Annotated in this window: 12 protein-coding genes; 9 read left to right on the forward strand and 3 right to left on the reverse strand. The window is 42.6% G+C overall.

The features are described from left to right. The 3 genes from ACEN82_RS10470 to bioB all read left to right on the forward strand — a co-directional run bounded on the left by ACEN82_RS10470 (window position 1) and on the right by bioB (window position 3,283). Window positions 1-615, forward strand: coding sequence for an IMPACT family protein (locus tag ACEN82_RS10470; protein ID WP_373613652.1), 615 nt, complete (start codon window positions 1-3; stop codon window positions 613-615). A gap of 88 nt (window positions 616-703) precedes the next feature. Continuing rightward, window positions 704-2,056: a magnesium transporter gene (mgtE, locus tag ACEN82_RS10475; protein ID WP_413319779.1), complete on the forward strand. Its 1,353-nt coding sequence runs from the start codon at window positions 704-706 to the stop codon at window positions 2,054-2,056. Window positions 2,057-2,275: 219 nt separating this feature from the next. Then, on the forward strand, window positions 2,276-3,283 hold the full coding sequence (bioB, locus tag ACEN82_RS10480; protein WP_413319781.1) for a biotin synthase BioB: 1,008 nt from the start codon (window positions 2,276-2,278) through the stop codon (window positions 3,281-3,283). A 96-nt stretch (window positions 3,284-3,379) separates the two neighbouring features. Here the strand turns inward: bioB and ACEN82_RS10485 are convergent, their stop codons facing one another. Beyond that, window positions 3,380-3,871: a YajQ family cyclic di-GMP-binding protein gene (locus ACEN82_RS10485; protein WP_413319783.1), complete on the reverse strand. Its 492-nt coding sequence runs from the start codon at window positions 3,869-3,871 to the stop codon at window positions 3,380-3,382. A 192-nt stretch (window positions 3,872-4,063) separates the two neighbouring features. On the opposite strand from ACEN82_RS10485, the gene ppk1 reads away from it, so the two are divergent. The 3 genes from ppk1 to ACEN82_RS10500 all read left to right on the forward strand — a co-directional run bounded on the left by ppk1 (window position 4,064) and on the right by ACEN82_RS10500 (window position 7,727). Then, window positions 4,064-6,109: a polyphosphate kinase 1 gene (ppk1, locus tag ACEN82_RS10490; protein WP_413319785.1), complete on the forward strand. Its 2,046-nt coding sequence runs from the start codon at window positions 4,064-4,066 to the stop codon at window positions 6,107-6,109. A gap of 2 nt (window positions 6,110-6,111) precedes the next feature. Next, window positions 6,112-6,990: a Ppx/GppA phosphatase family protein gene (locus ACEN82_RS10495; RefSeq protein ID WP_090525907.1), complete on the forward strand. Its 879-nt coding sequence runs from the start codon at window positions 6,112-6,114 to the stop codon at window positions 6,988-6,990. A 173-nt stretch (window positions 6,991-7,163) separates the two neighbouring features. Then, a complete protein-coding gene (locus tag ACEN82_RS10500; protein WP_413319788.1) occupies window positions 7,164-7,727 on the forward strand; it encodes a UbiX family flavin prenyltransferase in 564 nt (187 codons plus the stop codon). A gap of 221 nt (window positions 7,728-7,948) precedes the next feature. Here the strand turns inward: ACEN82_RS10500 and ACEN82_RS10505 are convergent, their stop codons facing one another. Beyond that, the gene (locus ACEN82_RS10505) at window positions 7,949-10,120 is read right to left on the reverse strand and encodes a TonB-dependent receptor (protein WP_413319790.1); all 2,172 of its coding nucleotides are present in this window, start codon (window positions 10,118-10,120) and stop codon (window positions 7,949-7,951) included. Between the two features lie 48 nt (window positions 10,121-10,168). After that, window positions 10,169-10,567, reverse strand: coding sequence for a hypothetical protein (locus ACEN82_RS10510; RefSeq protein ID WP_413319792.1), 399 nt, complete (start codon window positions 10,565-10,567; stop codon window positions 10,169-10,171). A gap of 286 nt (window positions 10,568-10,853) precedes the next feature. Here ACEN82_RS10510 and ACEN82_RS10515 point away from each other — a divergent pair, with 286 nt between their 5' ends. The 3 genes from ACEN82_RS10515 to ACEN82_RS10525 all read left to right on the forward strand — a co-directional run bounded on the left by ACEN82_RS10515 (window position 10,854) and on the right by ACEN82_RS10525 (window position 15,371). Beyond that, window positions 10,854-12,281: an alpha-L-fucosidase gene (locus ACEN82_RS10515; RefSeq protein ID WP_413319794.1), complete on the forward strand. Its 1,428-nt coding sequence runs from the start codon at window positions 10,854-10,856 to the stop codon at window positions 12,279-12,281. Window positions 12,282-12,341: 60 nt separating this feature from the next. Then, a complete protein-coding gene (locus ACEN82_RS10520) occupies window positions 12,342-13,100 on the forward strand; it encodes a hypothetical protein (RefSeq protein WP_413319796.1) in 759 nt (252 codons plus the stop codon). A gap of 207 nt (window positions 13,101-13,307) precedes the next feature. After that, window positions 13,308-15,371: an alpha-galactosidase gene (locus ACEN82_RS10525; RefSeq protein WP_495644116.1), complete on the forward strand. Its 2,064-nt coding sequence runs from the start codon at window positions 13,308-13,310 to the stop codon at window positions 15,369-15,371. The last annotated feature ends 150 nt before the right edge of the window (window positions 15,372-15,521 follow it).

A 15,521-nucleotide genomic window follows, 5' to 3' on the forward strand; every position in this document is an offset into this window, starting at 1 on the left:
ATGCTTTTTGACGATACTTATAAAACCATAGAAAACCCTGCCGAAGGTGTTTTTCGCGACCGCGGCAGCAAGTTCCTGGCCTATGCTTATCCCATCAGTTCTGAAAATGACATCAAGGCAATAGTTGCCCGACTAAAATCAGAACATCCCAAAGCCAATCACCATTGCTGGGCTATGCGTTTAACCATCGACCGCTCGGTGTTCAGGGTTAATGATGATGGGGAACCTTCGGGTACCGCCGGCAGGCCAATCTTAAATACACTGCTGTCAAAAGACCTCACCAATCTCCTGGTTGTAGTAGTTCGATATTTCGGCGGCACCTTATTAGGGGTTCCGGGTTTGATTAATGCTTATAAAGCGGCTACCGAAGATGCCTTAAACCAATCGGTTATCATTTCAAAAACAGTAAATGACGTATACACTATCTCATTTGATTATTTGCAAATGAATGATGTGATGCGGATCATCAAGGAAGAGGGGCTTGGCGTACTTAATCAACAATTTGACAATGATTGCAGTATCCAGCTTTCTATCCGAAAAACGCAGGTTGAGCCGGCGCTTTTTAAATTAAGCAAGGTGAGCGGCTCGCAGGTTAAATACAACCACAGCATCTAACGATTCCATTACGATAGCCACTTTAGGCACTCTTTTTGTGTCCATTTAATTCCTTAATTGTGGTCTAATTGTTTTAATTTAGTCGGGTATGCAATCTTTTGAATTAGATAAAACCGACCTGCTCCGCATTAAAACAGCGCTCGAAGCCGATGATGCTGAGTTAGAGAATGTTCTGAAGGAATATCACGCCTCGGAGATTGCTATACTATTTGAAAAACTTCAGCAGGAAGAAAAAGAAAGGATCATCAATATCCTCCCGGCTGACGTTGCTTCGGAAGTTTTATCGGAAATGGACGAAGAGCATGGCCCTGCCGAACTGCTTGTAAACCTCGATCCCGAAAAACGTACCGAGATAGTTGAAGAGCTTGACTATGATGATGCTACCGACATCATTTCCCAGCTTGACGAAGAACATCAGGAAGAGATCTTAGAAGACCTCGATCATGAAGATGCCAGCAGCATCCGGGCATTGATGAACTATGCCGAGGATACTGCCGGTGGTTTGATGAACTCCGAGATTATCAAGGTAAACATCAACTTGGATAAAAAGGATGCGCTTGATGAGATCATCCGACAATCGGAAGAGATGGAAGAGTTTTATACCATCTGCGTAGTTGATAATGACGACATACTGAAAGGGATCCTCTCCATTAAAACAGTTATCAAGGCCCGCGCCGATGCCCGCATCAGCGATTTGGTAACTACCGATTTTGTTTACGTAAAAGCCGAGCTTGACCAGGAAGAGGTTGCCCGCCTCATCAAGCAATATAACCTTACCAGTATCCCGGTTGTTGATGATCACATGAAACTGCTCGGGCGCGTTACAGTAGATGATATTATCGACGTAATGGAAGAGGAAAACACCGAGGACATCCTGAAGATCTCCGGTGTATCTGAAGATGAAGAACTGAGCGGTAACTGGCTGGAGGCTGTAAAAAGCCGTTTGCCATGGCTGGTGATCAACCTGGGCACAGCATTCCTTGCTGCATCCATTATCCGGACATTTGATTCGACAGTTGCCAAGCTTTCCATTATCTCGGCTTATATGACCATTATAGCAGGTATGGGCGGTAATGCTGCCACGCAGGCGTTGGCGGTAACTGTTAGGCGTATTTCATTAAGCGACCTTTCCGACAAACAAGCTTATAACACCGTATTAAAAGAGTTTTTAGTAGGCCTGATCAACGGCGCTGCCAATGGGCTCATCGTGTTTATAGTAGCGTTCTTTTACGATGCCAATCCGCTGCTTGGCCTGGTATTGTTCTTAGCCATGACAGGTAACCTGATCATAGCAGGCTTAACAGGCGCTTCCATCCCGTTGATATTGAAAAGGGTAGGGATTGACCCCGCAGTAGCATCATCCATCATCATCACCACTTTTACCGATTGTATAGGGTTTTTACTACCGCTTTGGTTAGCTACCAAGCTTTTGTTGAAGTAATATATCCCGCCGGTTACGCCTGTCCCCACAGCAACTCATAAGGAGATAGCGTAGTTACGAACCGCCGGAAGTACTAAGCTGCCAAATATTTAAAACCTTGTTTTATAGCCAGTTTCTTTTTGAGGGCTGTCAAAATGTTATATTTATAAATAATCTTTGAATATTTGCGTGTTTACAATAACTTAATAACATTGTTGGGACGAATTTAATCTGAAACTGATGACAGAAGTTAGACATAACTGGACTAAAGAAGAAATAGCCGAAATATACCATACACCATTGCTTGATCTTGTATACAAGGCCGCTACAATCCACCGCGAGAATAAAGATTATGCAGAAGTGCAAATCAGTTCTTTGATCTCGATAAAAACAGGCGGATGTTCTGAAGATTGTGCTTACTGCCCGCAAGCTGCCCGTTATAATACTGGTGTAAATGTACATGCCATAATGCCGAAAGATGAAGTAATCGCTGCTGCCGAAAAGGCAAAAGCCGGTGGTGCATCACGTTTGTGTATGGGGGCGGCCTGGCGCGAGGTTCGTGATAACCGCGATTTTGATAAGGTAATTGATATGGTTAAAGCGGTGAACAGCCTTGATATGGAAGTGTGTTGTACCCTTGGCATGCTTACCGAAAGCCAGGCGCAACGTTTGGCCGATGCCGGTTTATATGCCTACAATCATAACCTTGATACATCCGAAGAAGATTACAAACGGATCATCACCACCCGTACCTATGATGAGCGTCTTAAAACGCTTGAACATGTGCGCAAAGCTAAGATCACCGTATGCAGCGGCGGCATTATTGGCTTGGGTGAAACGGTGGAGGACAGGGTGTCCATGCTCAAAACATTGTCGAACCTGCCGAAACACCCGGAATCAGTGCCTATTAATGCTTTAGTTCCGGTAGCAGGAACTCCGTTAGCCGATCAGCCCCGTGTTTCTGTTTGGGACATGGTTAGGATGGTGGCCACAACAAGGATCATTATGCCTAAAACCGTAGTGCGTTTATCCGCCGGTCGTACGGAGATGAGTACGGTTGAACAGGCTTTCTGTTTTATGGCAGGAGCTAATTCAATTTTTGCCGGCGAAAAGCTGCTTACCACGCCAAACCCATCATTTGATACTGATATGGCTATGTTTGAATTGCTTGGATTATCGCCGCGTAAAGCTTTCAAAAATGGCCGCCCTAGTGAAGTTAATAAAGAAGAAGTTGAAGTTGCAGGTTAATAATAGCGCTTTCAGATAAAACAAAAGGAGCCATAGCAAAATGCACGGCTCCTTTTGTTTTAATAGGATCTTTTACATTAATATCAGAGATTTCTATTAGTCTCTCATATTAATGTATTGCAATGGCTGGCCAAAATCCTCGGCACGGCAAAGGCTGATAACAGATTGCAGGTCGTCAATCTTCTTTCCTTGCACCCGCACCTGGTCGTCCATGATGGAGGCTTGCACTTTAAGGCCGCTATCTTTAATTTTCTTTATTATCTTTTTAGCAGCTTCCTTATCTATACCTTCCCTGATCTTGATTTCCTTGCGGATCATGTTGCCCGATGCATATTGCTCTTTGCCAAAATCCAGTGCTTTGGGGTCAAGATGTTGTTTAACCATCCGGCTTATAATGCTGTCTTGTATAGCTTTAAGGCGCATATCGTTTTCAGTAACTATGGTAACCTGGTTTGTTTTTTTATCAAGGTCAATAGTACTTTTTGAATCGTTAAAGTCGTAACGGTTCAGGATCTCTTTTTTGGCGGTATTTATCGCGTTATCAAGCGTTTGCCCGTCTATTTTACTAACTATATCAAATGTTGGCATAAGTAGTGTGTTGGTTATAAATGTTTTGCAAAACTAATGTATTGTTAACATACAGCGCAATATTGCAACAAATTGTTTAATTTCTGCAATAAATAATGATGAATGAAAACAGGTTAATTCCTCATGAGTTAATATTAAGTTAACAAATAAATAAGCAGATTTGTAACATCTGGCTGTAAAGCGAGAAATTTTATGGATAAACAGGTTCCCTTAATTAACAGAGAAATAAGCTGGCTATATTTTAACGATAGGGTTTTGCAGGAAGCGGCCGACCCAACCGTTCCCCTGATAGACCGGATTAGGTTCTTAGCTATATTTTCATCTAACCTCGACGAGTTTTACAGGGTGAGGGTTGCCACACTAAGCCGTTTAGCTGCACTTAATGAAAAATCGAAAGAGATACTTGGTTATAACCCTAAAAAGATCCTTAACCAGATCAAGAATATTGTAGTAAGGCAGGAACGTAAATTCAATAACCTGTACGAAAACATCATTGTTAAACAACTGGCCGAAGAAAAGATCTTTATCCTGAATGATAAACAGCTTAACGTAACCCGTGGTACCTTCGTTAAAAATTATTTCAGGGAAAAGCTGCTGGCTACATTGGTGCCTATCATGCTCAATGATACCTTACCGCTGCCTGAGCTTAGGGATAGGGCCGTTTACTTTTTTGTAAAGCTTACCACCAATAAAAAAACGAGGTTTGCCCTTATTGAGTTCCCGGATAATCTTTCGCGTTTTGTTAAACTGCCCGATACCAATAATCTGAAGTTCATTATTTTACTCGATGATATTATCAGGTACAGTTTGGAGGATATCTTTTTCATTTTTGAACATGATAGCATAGAGGCTTACTCCATCCAGCTTACCCGCGACGCGGAGCTTGACCTGGATAAAGAGGTGAGTGAAAAATTTGTCGATTCACTGGCCAAGAGCCTTCAAAAGCGCAAAAAAGGTAAACCGATGCGTTTGCTGTATGACTCAGAGATGCCTATGGATATGCTGAAATACCTGGTAGGCAAAATGGGCCTGCACGGCGAAAGTCTTATCCCGGGTAACAGGTACCACAATTTCAAAAATTTTATTGCGTTCCCCAACGTTGGCGGCCCGGAGCTTGAGTATAGCAAATATATAGCACTGCCTGTGGCCGACCTTTCATTCGGTAAAAGCCTTATAGGGCTCATCGCCAAAAAGGATTACCTGGTAAGCACACCTTATCAATCGTATGATTACGTGATCCATTTTTTGCGCGAGGCCGCTATCGACCCTAAGGTAAAAGAGATCAGCATTGCAGTATATCGTTTGGCCGAAAACTCAAGAGTGATCCATGCTTTGATCAATGCCGCTAAAAACGGCAAAAAGGTAAACTGCCTTGTAGAGTTAAGGGCCCGCTTTGATGAGCAAAACAATATTCACTGGAGTAACAGGCTTGAAGAGGAGGGGGTAACTGTATTGTACGGTGTCCCCGGTTACAAGGTGCACTCAAAAATATGTTTGGTTAGCCGTACCGAAAAAGGTAAGCTGGCTTGTTATGCCTGCCTTTCAACCGGTAATTTTAATGAAAAAACAGCGCAGATCTATGCCGATCATACCCTTTTTACAGCTAATAAAAGAATAACCGATGACCTGGTGAATGTTTTTAAAGCAATTAATAAGGGATTATTGCCTAAGGGGCTCAAAAGCCTCATCGTGTCGCCAATTGACTCAAGGCCTGCAATTTACAGGCTGATAGATAACGAGATCAAAAACGCCAAAGGCGGCAAACAGGCATATATGATCCTGAAGATGAACAGCCTGGCCGATGAGGAAATGATCAGCAAGCTTTACCAGGCCAGTAATGCAGGCGTGAAAATTAAGATGATCATCAGGGGGATGTGCTGCTTAATTGCCGGGGTGAAAGGCTATAGCGAAAATATAGAGGTGATTAGTATTGTAGATAAATATCTTGAGCACGCCCGGGTGCACATTTATTGCAATGGCGGCAAGGAGCTCATCTACCTTACATCGGCCGATTTCATGACCCGAAATATCGACAATCGCGTTGAGGTTGGCTTCCCGATATATGATGAAAAACTACAGCAGGAGATAAGGGATATTATTGATATCCAGCTTGAAGATAATACCAAAGCACGTGAAATCAATAGCCAGAACACCAACAAATACCACAAAACAAACTCGCCCGAAAGTCATAGGGCGCAGATAGAGATATATAATTATTTAAAAAGTAAAACAAAATAACATTGAGATACGCCGCCATTGATATAGGTTCAAACGCCGTGAGACTGTTAATTGCCGACATAATTCAAAACACCGGATCGGTGTCGTTCAAAAAAAATACCCTGATCCGTGTTCCGTTGCGTTTGGGAGACGATGCTTTTATACAGCAGCATATATCTGAGAAAAAAACCACAGAGCTGGTTAAATCAATGGTTGCTTTTCGTAACCTGATGGATGTTTATAAGGTTACCGATTATTTAGCCTGTGCAACATCGGCCATGCGCGAAGCTAAAAACGGGGAAGATGTTGTGAAGCTGATTAAGGATGAGGCTAATATCGATATTGAAATTGTACATGGATCTAAAGAAGCCAGTATCATTTATGCCAGTCATGCCGAGCAAAATATTGATAAAAGCAAAAACTACCTTTATATTGATGTAGGCGGCGGCAGTACAGAGCTTTCGCTGTTTTCGGCAGGGGAGCTGATCGTTTCGCGTTCGTTTAACATTGGCACCATCCGCATTCTGGATAACCAGGACACTGAAGAAACCTGGAACGAAATGAAGGATTTTGTGCGCGACAATACCCGTAATTTTAAGCAATTATCGGGCATAGGTACCGGCGGCAACATTAATAAACTGTTCAGGCTATCCGAAGAAAAAGAAGATATGCCGCTAACTTTTGCTAAACTAAGATCACTATATACCTACCTGAGCTCTTTTTCATTAAAAGACAGGATCAACGTACTTGGCCTAAACCAGGATAGGGCCGATGTAATTATTCCTGCCTGTGAAATTTACCTTACGGTAATGAAAAATGCCAACATCAAAAACATATATGTACCCAGGGTAGGTATGGTTGATGGAATTATCCAAACTTTAATAGAAAAAAATATTCAATAAACAGGTTAAAATTATTTTAACAAATTGTTTAATAATTTAAAAAGTGTTATTATATTTGTAGTGCCCTCTCAAGGGCATGTTTTTCATAGGTAGATGTAGGGTCGGGTACAAGTTATTCGACCCTTTTTTGTGCCCCTAACTTTTTGTGTGTGTGGGTTGTTGAAGGAGTAATTATGAAGAAAAAGATAGTTGTTGCTATTACGGGCGCCAGTGGTTCAATATATGCCAGTCTGCTACTAAAAAAACTAACCCAATTACAGGATCAAATTGCCGAAGTGGGCGTTGTTATGTCAGATAATGCCAAAGATGTTTGGAAGTTTGAACTCGACAACGAAGAATACAACCGGTTCCCTTTTAAATTTTACACTAAAAATGATTTCATGGCACCCTTTGCTTCGGGTTCGGCAAAGTTTGATACCATGGTCATTGTGCCATGCTCTATGGGGACGCTTGGAAGGATAGCAGGAGGGATCTCTGACGACCTGATCACCCGCGCGGCCGACGTGATCCTTAAAGAACGCCGTAAACTGGTATTGGTAGCCCGTGACACGCCACTCAACCTGATCCATATCCGTAACATGACGACTGTTACGGAAGCTGGTGGGATCATATGTCCGGCGATTCCATCATATTACAGCAAGCCCCAAACTATAGAAGAGCTGGCTATGACAGTAGTAAACCGGGTTATTGATTTAATAGGGCTGGAAAGTAAAAGCTATGAGTGGAAGGGGATCTGAATTCCACATCGTTTCGGTTAAGTAATTGCGGTTACGTGTCGTTTTAGTTACCCGAAATATGTCCGAACTTTAACGGGCAGCCCGTCTAATGGAAAAATACAAAGGTATTCCTATTCTCACTGCAAATTTTCATGCGGTTAGTTAAGTTTATTAGGGTAGCCTTACCAAAGGGGGCAGCCCTATTACGGGGTATAAAGTCGCATTAGAAAGTAAGGCGGTTTTTATTTATTGTTAAGCAGCTTTATTATAACTCCGGCATTAATAACTCTGCCGTCCAACGGCGCGTAAATATTTTTGAACACGGGATTAGAAACGGATCCAGTATAAATCGTTCCCCATTTACTTTGTCGTTGATCAGTAAGATTCTCGGCGTTAATGAAAATAACAAAATGCTTCCACATCTTTTGCACAAGCAGTCCAAAAGTCCAATAATCACGACCTGATGTACCACTGTCCAATATTTGTGAACCTGTATAAAATCCCTCAACGCCTGCCCTGAAACTGTTTTCCACTTCGTAGGTCAGGTCTGCGTTTAACTGGTGTTTGGGTGTTAATGTCTGAGCACTGCTTAACCCGTTAAAATGGCGTTGTACATCTGTATAGGTATAACCAAGGTAAATCCCTAACTCATCCATCAGCAGCTTAATATTGGTTTCGGCCCCTTTGCTGATCAGGTAACCCGGAGCGTTTATAAAGGCATTGTTTTGTAATATCAATGGGTCATTCACTTTGGTGAGGAAGAATAGGTGATTAACCTGCAAAAAAGCATCGCCTACTGCGCCTTTATAATTTACATCTGCGTTGGCACCGGCCGAACGTTCGGCTTTGGTTGCGCCGATATTTAATGGCTGCAAATACCGGTAGCCCTGTTCTTCGGCATCGTCATTAAAAATATCCGGCATCTTATAGCCCAGGCCGCCGCCTACGCGGCTACTCCAATGTTCATCGAGCGTAAATAGCGTGTTAACGCGTGGCAACAGAAATAACCCGTTTGAGCTTGCAGATGACGGCGAGTTTTCGTCAAGCCGAATGCCACTTTCTACAGCTAACCATTTTGTGGGTTTGAAGGTATTTTGAGCAAAAATTCCGTAAGTGTTGCGGCTATAGCTTAAATCTACACTTCCGTTTGGTTGCGACAAATGATCTGTCCAAACATCCGCACCGGCTACCCAGCTTGCAATTTTGCCATTACGGACATAGTTAGCTTCGGTATAAGATGATAATTGATCGCCCTTAAATAGAAACTGCGGCTCACCGATTGTCCTATAAAAGTAGCCAATCGTATTTTTAAAGTTCAGTTGGTTGTTCGAGTCAAGCTTATGCGTGTAGGAAAACTGCGTGGAAAGACGGTCGCTTAGGTTACGCTCGAAATATTGGTGCTGATTATCGGCATGGCCGTTGATGACCTGCATATCGCCACCTAAACGATCTTCGTGCATGAGGTTAACACCAAACCAAAGTTGATCGCGGTTGCCTGGCTTTAAGAATACTTTTGGCGCAAGCGTGAAGCGATTGGTTTTAGGCACCGCGGAAAGCCCGGTATTAGCCGGATCGTAAGCACCATTATAGTTATAAGAACTAAAAATTGTTGTTCCTGCGTGTGTCCATTGCTGGCTGTAAAAACCACTGGCATCGGTGCCTTTGGCTGAATTCTGGTTAAGCAGAAAGGTCAATTCGGGGTTAGCCCCAGGCGTTTTGGTGATCAGGTTAACTAAACCGGCAATAGCCCCACCACCATAAAGTGTCGATGCCGAACCTTTAATAATCTCGGCCTGCTTCAGGTTAAGCGGCGAAACCTGCACCAGGCTTAACCCACCCGAAAAGCTATCGTACATTGGCAATCCATCCTGCAATAGCTGCGTATAACGGCTATCCAGCCCCTGGATGCGGAAACTCGCTGTGCCGCTTACCGCCGAAGTCGCTTGTACGTGTACACCCGTGATCTCCCCCAACAGCATTTTGATATCGCCGGGGCGCATGGTGCTTTTTTCGTCCAGTTCCTCAGCAGGCAATGCTTCGATACGGGTGGGCACATCACTGCGGTTCTGATTGGTGCGGTTGGTTTGCACCACCACCTCCGCTAATTCACCTGCCATCGGCTCCAGGTAAACCTCAATAACGGGCTCAATATTTTTGAGTGGCAACACGAAGGTTTTTTCCTGCGGCAGATAACCCACCATACTGAATTTGATCTCGTATTTTCCGGTGGGCAGGTTGAACTGAATGTGCCCGCTGCTGTCCGCAGCAGCGCCTCTTTTTAATTCGTTGATATAAGCCGTAACACCGGCTATGGACTGTTTGGTTTGGTCATCTTTGACCAGAATAGATAAAGTATGCTGTGCACGTGTGGTCACTGAAGTCAGCAGCACGGCGCATAAAAGTAAATAGCGCATGAAATAGCTTAAAACGTAAGAATTGATGATTAAGAAAATGAGGGCCCTTTACGCTAAAGGCGGACGAAATAAAGAAGGGTGGTAATAGCTCAAAGCACCGGAGCTATGATGTAACGAAGCTGTGGTAACGGAGCCTAATGATACAGGTTCAGCCAAAAACGGGCTAACCGGTTGAATAATGGCCGCAAAGGATGGCGTGCCCTGGAATTGCAGCGCACCGGGTTTTGATGGCTGATCATGCTGGTTATGGTTTAACAGATCTTTACCGTTTAGCAGATAATCTCCGATGAAATCCAGCACACCTTTTTCGTCCGGTGTGACCACCTTTTCATAAGCCTGGTACATACGCGGCAATTCGTTAAGCAACGAGAAATCACCCAATGGCAAAACAATGCTGCCAAAGAGCAAATACCCGATCATCCAAAAAGCTGCGATTCTTTTGAGCATGAGCGTAAATTAACTAATAAATTCTGTAGAAAAACTGAAAAACCGTAAGCTAGGCCAATCCGGCTTACGGTTCAATATAATTGTAAGCGGCGGCTTTGAACGGTGAGTGGTCATGATACAAATGCTATTATAAGATCAACCTGAATTTATTACGTAGCGTTCTGGTACCAAACCTCATGATACTTGTATTAAATTGTAAAGCAATATAGTTACTTATGCATACATATTGCTTTAATACGAACATTATTATAAACCATTGCGATTATAACCGCTAAATTAAATCCTTATGAAAAAACTTTTTATAGCTTGTTGGCTGTTCATTTTTGTTGCGCATAATGTTTTTGCACAAAAAGAGCTGTCCCGCAATGAACGTATGAAATGGTGGCGGGAAGCTCGTTTCGGCATGTTTATACATTGGGGCGATTATGCCGGGCTGGCCGGTATGTATAAAGGATACGAGATAGGGCACGGTGGTGAATGGATCATGAACAGGGGCAAGATTCCGGTAGCCGAATACCAGGAGTTTGCCAAAAAATTTAACCCTGTAAAGTATGATCCTGATGCTTGGGTAAAACTGGCTAAAGAGGCTGGTATGAAATATATTGTGATAACCGCCAAACATCATGACGGCTTTGCCATGTTCAAATCAAATGCAAGTAAGTGGAACATTGCGGATGCCACACCTTATGGTAAAGATGCTTTGAAGCCGTTGGCCGCAGCATGCAAAAAATACGGTATCAAGCTCGGATTTTATTACTCGCAGGCCCAGGACTGGAACAACCCGGGTGGTGCGGCAGCGCGCAAAGTAAGCAGCGAAGGTTGGCCGAACCCCGACTCAGCCAAGATTGATGCTTATACCCTTGAACATAATGGCCATTGGGATCCTGCTCAAACTTCGGCAACAATGGCTGATTATATTGATCGGGTTGCTGTTCCGCAGGTAAAAGAGCTGTTAACCAATTATGGTGATATCGCCGTATTTTGGTGGGATACACCTACAAACATGACTGATGAGTTTGCTCAAAAATTGCATGACCTGTTAAAATTACAGCCCAACATTATCACTAACGACCGGCTTAAGCGTCCAAACTTCGCGGGCGACTACAAAACACCAGAGCAAAAAATACCCAACCTGAGCGAGCTTGATGGAAAAGATTGGGAAACCTGCATGACTATGAATGGTACCTGGGGGTATAAAAGCTATGATCATAAATGGAAAACTCCTGAAACGTTAATTCACAACCTCATTGATATTGCATCAAAAGGGGGTAATTACCTGTTAAATATTGGCCCCAATGCCGAAGGCGAATTTCCGCAGGAAAGTATAACCACTTTGAGAAAGATGGGTGAATGGATGAAGGTAAACAGCGAAGCAATATACGCTACCCAGGCAAGTCCACTTCAGCCCTTAAGCTGGGGCAGATGTACCCTTAAACCAAACGCCAAAAATACCACCTTGTATTTCTCTGTGTTTAACTGGCCTTCGGACGGAAAGTTGGTTATTCCCGGTCTCAAAAATGAAGTTTTAAGCGCTAAAATGCTTGCCGGAAATACAGCATTAAAAGCTGCGCTATCAAGTGAAGGCCTGATTATAAATGTCCCTGATAAAGCCATGGATAGCATTGCTACCGTAATAAAGGTAGAGGTAAAAGGGGAGATAAGCAGACAGGGTACTAACCCAACCGGTACAATGAAAACAGGTGCGCTTGATTAACAATTGAAACAAGGATCAACTATGTTTTTAAAAAAATCTTTGATTATCGGATTGCTATTTATGAGCAGCCTGCTTAAAGCACAGGTTGTTTTAAAAGCAGACGGAAGTGACGATGCATATCAGCAAATATCTCGTGTATTGGGTGGCGATGCCTGTGAAGTTCCTGATTGTGCCCATCATGTTAAACATATTACAGAAGCGTTTGATAAGCAGTTAGGTGAATATGTTTTTGTTTTTCACAGCCATGCTAAAGAAGATAATGATCGCTGCCGGAATTACGACAGGATGCGGGTAGAAATCAAAACATATGGCCCATCCGCAGCTAAATTAAAGGGAGAGCGGGGTGAAAGGGTTATTTACAAATGGAAGTTTAAAATAGACAGTGGCTTTAAAGCACAGCCAACGTTTACCCATATCCACCAGATAAAAGCGGGTGATGGAGATGCCGGAGCTCCCATTATAACTTTTACACCCCGGTTTGGTGAGCCTGATAAGTTTGAAATCATTCATACAGGTTCGGCAAAAAGAACTTCGCAAGGGGTTTTAGCCAGCGTTAACCTGGTCGATTTTAAAGGCAACTGGGTTGAAGTGACAGAGACGATTCATTATGATAGCATTGGAACATACAATGTTGAGATCAAACGGATTGCAGATAATAAGGTACTGCTTAGCTATGTCAATGCCAATATTGACCTGTGGCGAAAAGATACTTCATTTTGCAGGCCGAAATGGGGCGTATACCGGAGTTTGAAAAGCCCTGCTTACATTAGGGACGAAGATGTAATGTTTGCCGATATTTCTATCGGGGAACAAAACTGACAGTTTTTTAACACATAGTTTTTAGAACACTTTTAGCTTATGCATGTATGGCTTTTTAAATTATCAAAGAGTTGATACCAGGATTAAAGTCAAACTTATAATATGAATAATTTTATACGGATTTTTTTTTTAGTTCTTTTTTGCCGTTCGGCAATTGTAAACGCGCAAACTGGTAAGGCAATATTGATAAGTACAAATAATGTAAGCATGGTGCTTACAATAGGCGCAAATAACAGGATCTATCAGTCATACCTTGGTAAACGGCTTTTAAATAACGAAGAAACCGCCCTGATTCCTGCCGGGAAACATGAAGCCTATATTACAGGGGGAATGGAAGATTTGCTGCAGCCTGCCATCCGTTTAATCCATAATGATCGTAATCCTTCGCTTGAGTTGAGGTACGTTAGCCATACTACAAAAAGCATTGACAACAACGTCAGCGAAACATCTATTCAGTTAAAGGACCCTAAATATCCTGTACATGTAGTTTTGCATTACCAGGCCTTTAACAGGGAAGATATTATAAAAGCATGGACAGAAATCAAAAACAATGAAAAAGGAACAATAACCCTTGAAGATTATGCCTCGTGTATGCTTCATCTGGAAGCTAAGGATTATTGGCTTACTCAATTCCATGGCGATTGGGCATCTGAAATGAGAATGCAGGAAAGCAAACTGACCAGTGGCGTAAAGGAGATTGACAGTAAATTAGGTACAAGGGCCGATATGTATCAAACTCCCGTGTTTTTTCTTGCGATGAATAAACCGGCAGATGAAACAACAGGCGAATTGATAGCCGGAACACTGGCATGGACAGGCAATTTTAAGTTTCATTTTGAAATTGATGAGCGCAACGCCTTAAGGATTATACCAGGTATTAACTCTTATGCATCGGCATATGCGCTAAAGAACGGTGAAACTTTTACCACCCCGGCCTTTATTTTTACTTATTCGGCTAACGGAAAGGGGCAGGCCAGCCGTAATCTACATAAATGGGCCCGCAATTATGGTGTGCTCGACGGTAATAAACCACGCCTTACTTTGCTCAATAATTGGGAGGCTACACATGTTAACTTTGATGAAAAGGAATTGGTTAGTTTATTTGATGATGCCAAAAAACTGGGCACCGATCTATTTTTATTAGATGACGGGTGGTTCGGAAATAAATATCCACGCAATAATGATAAAGCCGGCCTGGGCGACTGGCAGGAAAATAGATCAAAATTACCCAACGGCATAGCTTATCTTGTAAAACAAGCCGAAGCCAAAGGCCTAAAGTTCGGGATCTGGCTTGAACCCGAAATGGTGAATCCCAAAAGCGAATTATATGAGCAGCATCCCGACTGGATCTTGAAATTACCAAACCGCGAAGAAAATTATCAGCGGAATCAATTAGTGCTCGATCTTACCAATCCTAAAGTGGCAGATTATGTTTACCATGTTGTGGATGATATGCTAACCAAAAATCCAGGTCTGGCTTATATTAAATGGGATTGCAACCGCAACATGACCAATGCATGGTCTCCATATTTAAAAGACAAGCAATCTGCGTTATATGTTGATTATACTTTAAGCTTGTATAAAATCCTTGACCGCTTGCGCCAAAAATACCCGCATTTTCCAATTATGTTGTGTGCCGGCGGCGGCGGTCGCACAGATTATGGGGCTTTAAAATACTTCACGGAGTTTTGGCCCAGCGACGATACGGACCCATTAGAACGAGTTTATATACAATGGGGATATAGTAACTTTTTCCCTTCTTTAACCATATCAAGCCATGTTACTTCATGGGGCAAACAATCCATAAAATTTAAAACAGATGTTGCCATGATGGATAAGTTGGGCTATGACATTAAGGTTAGTAAAATGACAGATGACGAACTGGAGTTTAGCAAACAGGCAGTTAAAAACTATAATCGCTTGAGCAATATCATTTGGTTTGGCGATCTGTACCGCCTTATTTCGCCGTACGAGGAGAACCGTATGGTGGCAATGTATGTAAATGATGAAAAGTCAAAATCTGTAGTGTTTAATTATAACCTTAACACACGTTATAAAGAAGTGTTTAACCGGGTGCGTTTGCAAGGGTTGGACAGCCACAAATTATACCGGGTAGAAGAGATAAACCTGATGCCTGGCGTCAAATCAAACCTTGCCGAAAACGGCGGTACATTTAGCGGGGACTACCTGATGAAGGTAGGGCTTAGTTTAACTCCCGGGAAATTAATACCCTTAAGCAGTATGATAATCGAAATAAACGCCTCAAATTAGAAACATTTCGTAACACTAAGCTGTTGCCTGTTGGTTAAACAGGGTACGTACAAGTTAATGCAACACCCGTAATAACAGTACGCAAACGTTTGCGTACTTTGTAGTAAATTATCATTTTACTATTAAATTTTATCTCTACTTTAGTTTTAC

The organism is Mucilaginibacter sp. Mucisp73 (assembly GCF_059491465.1).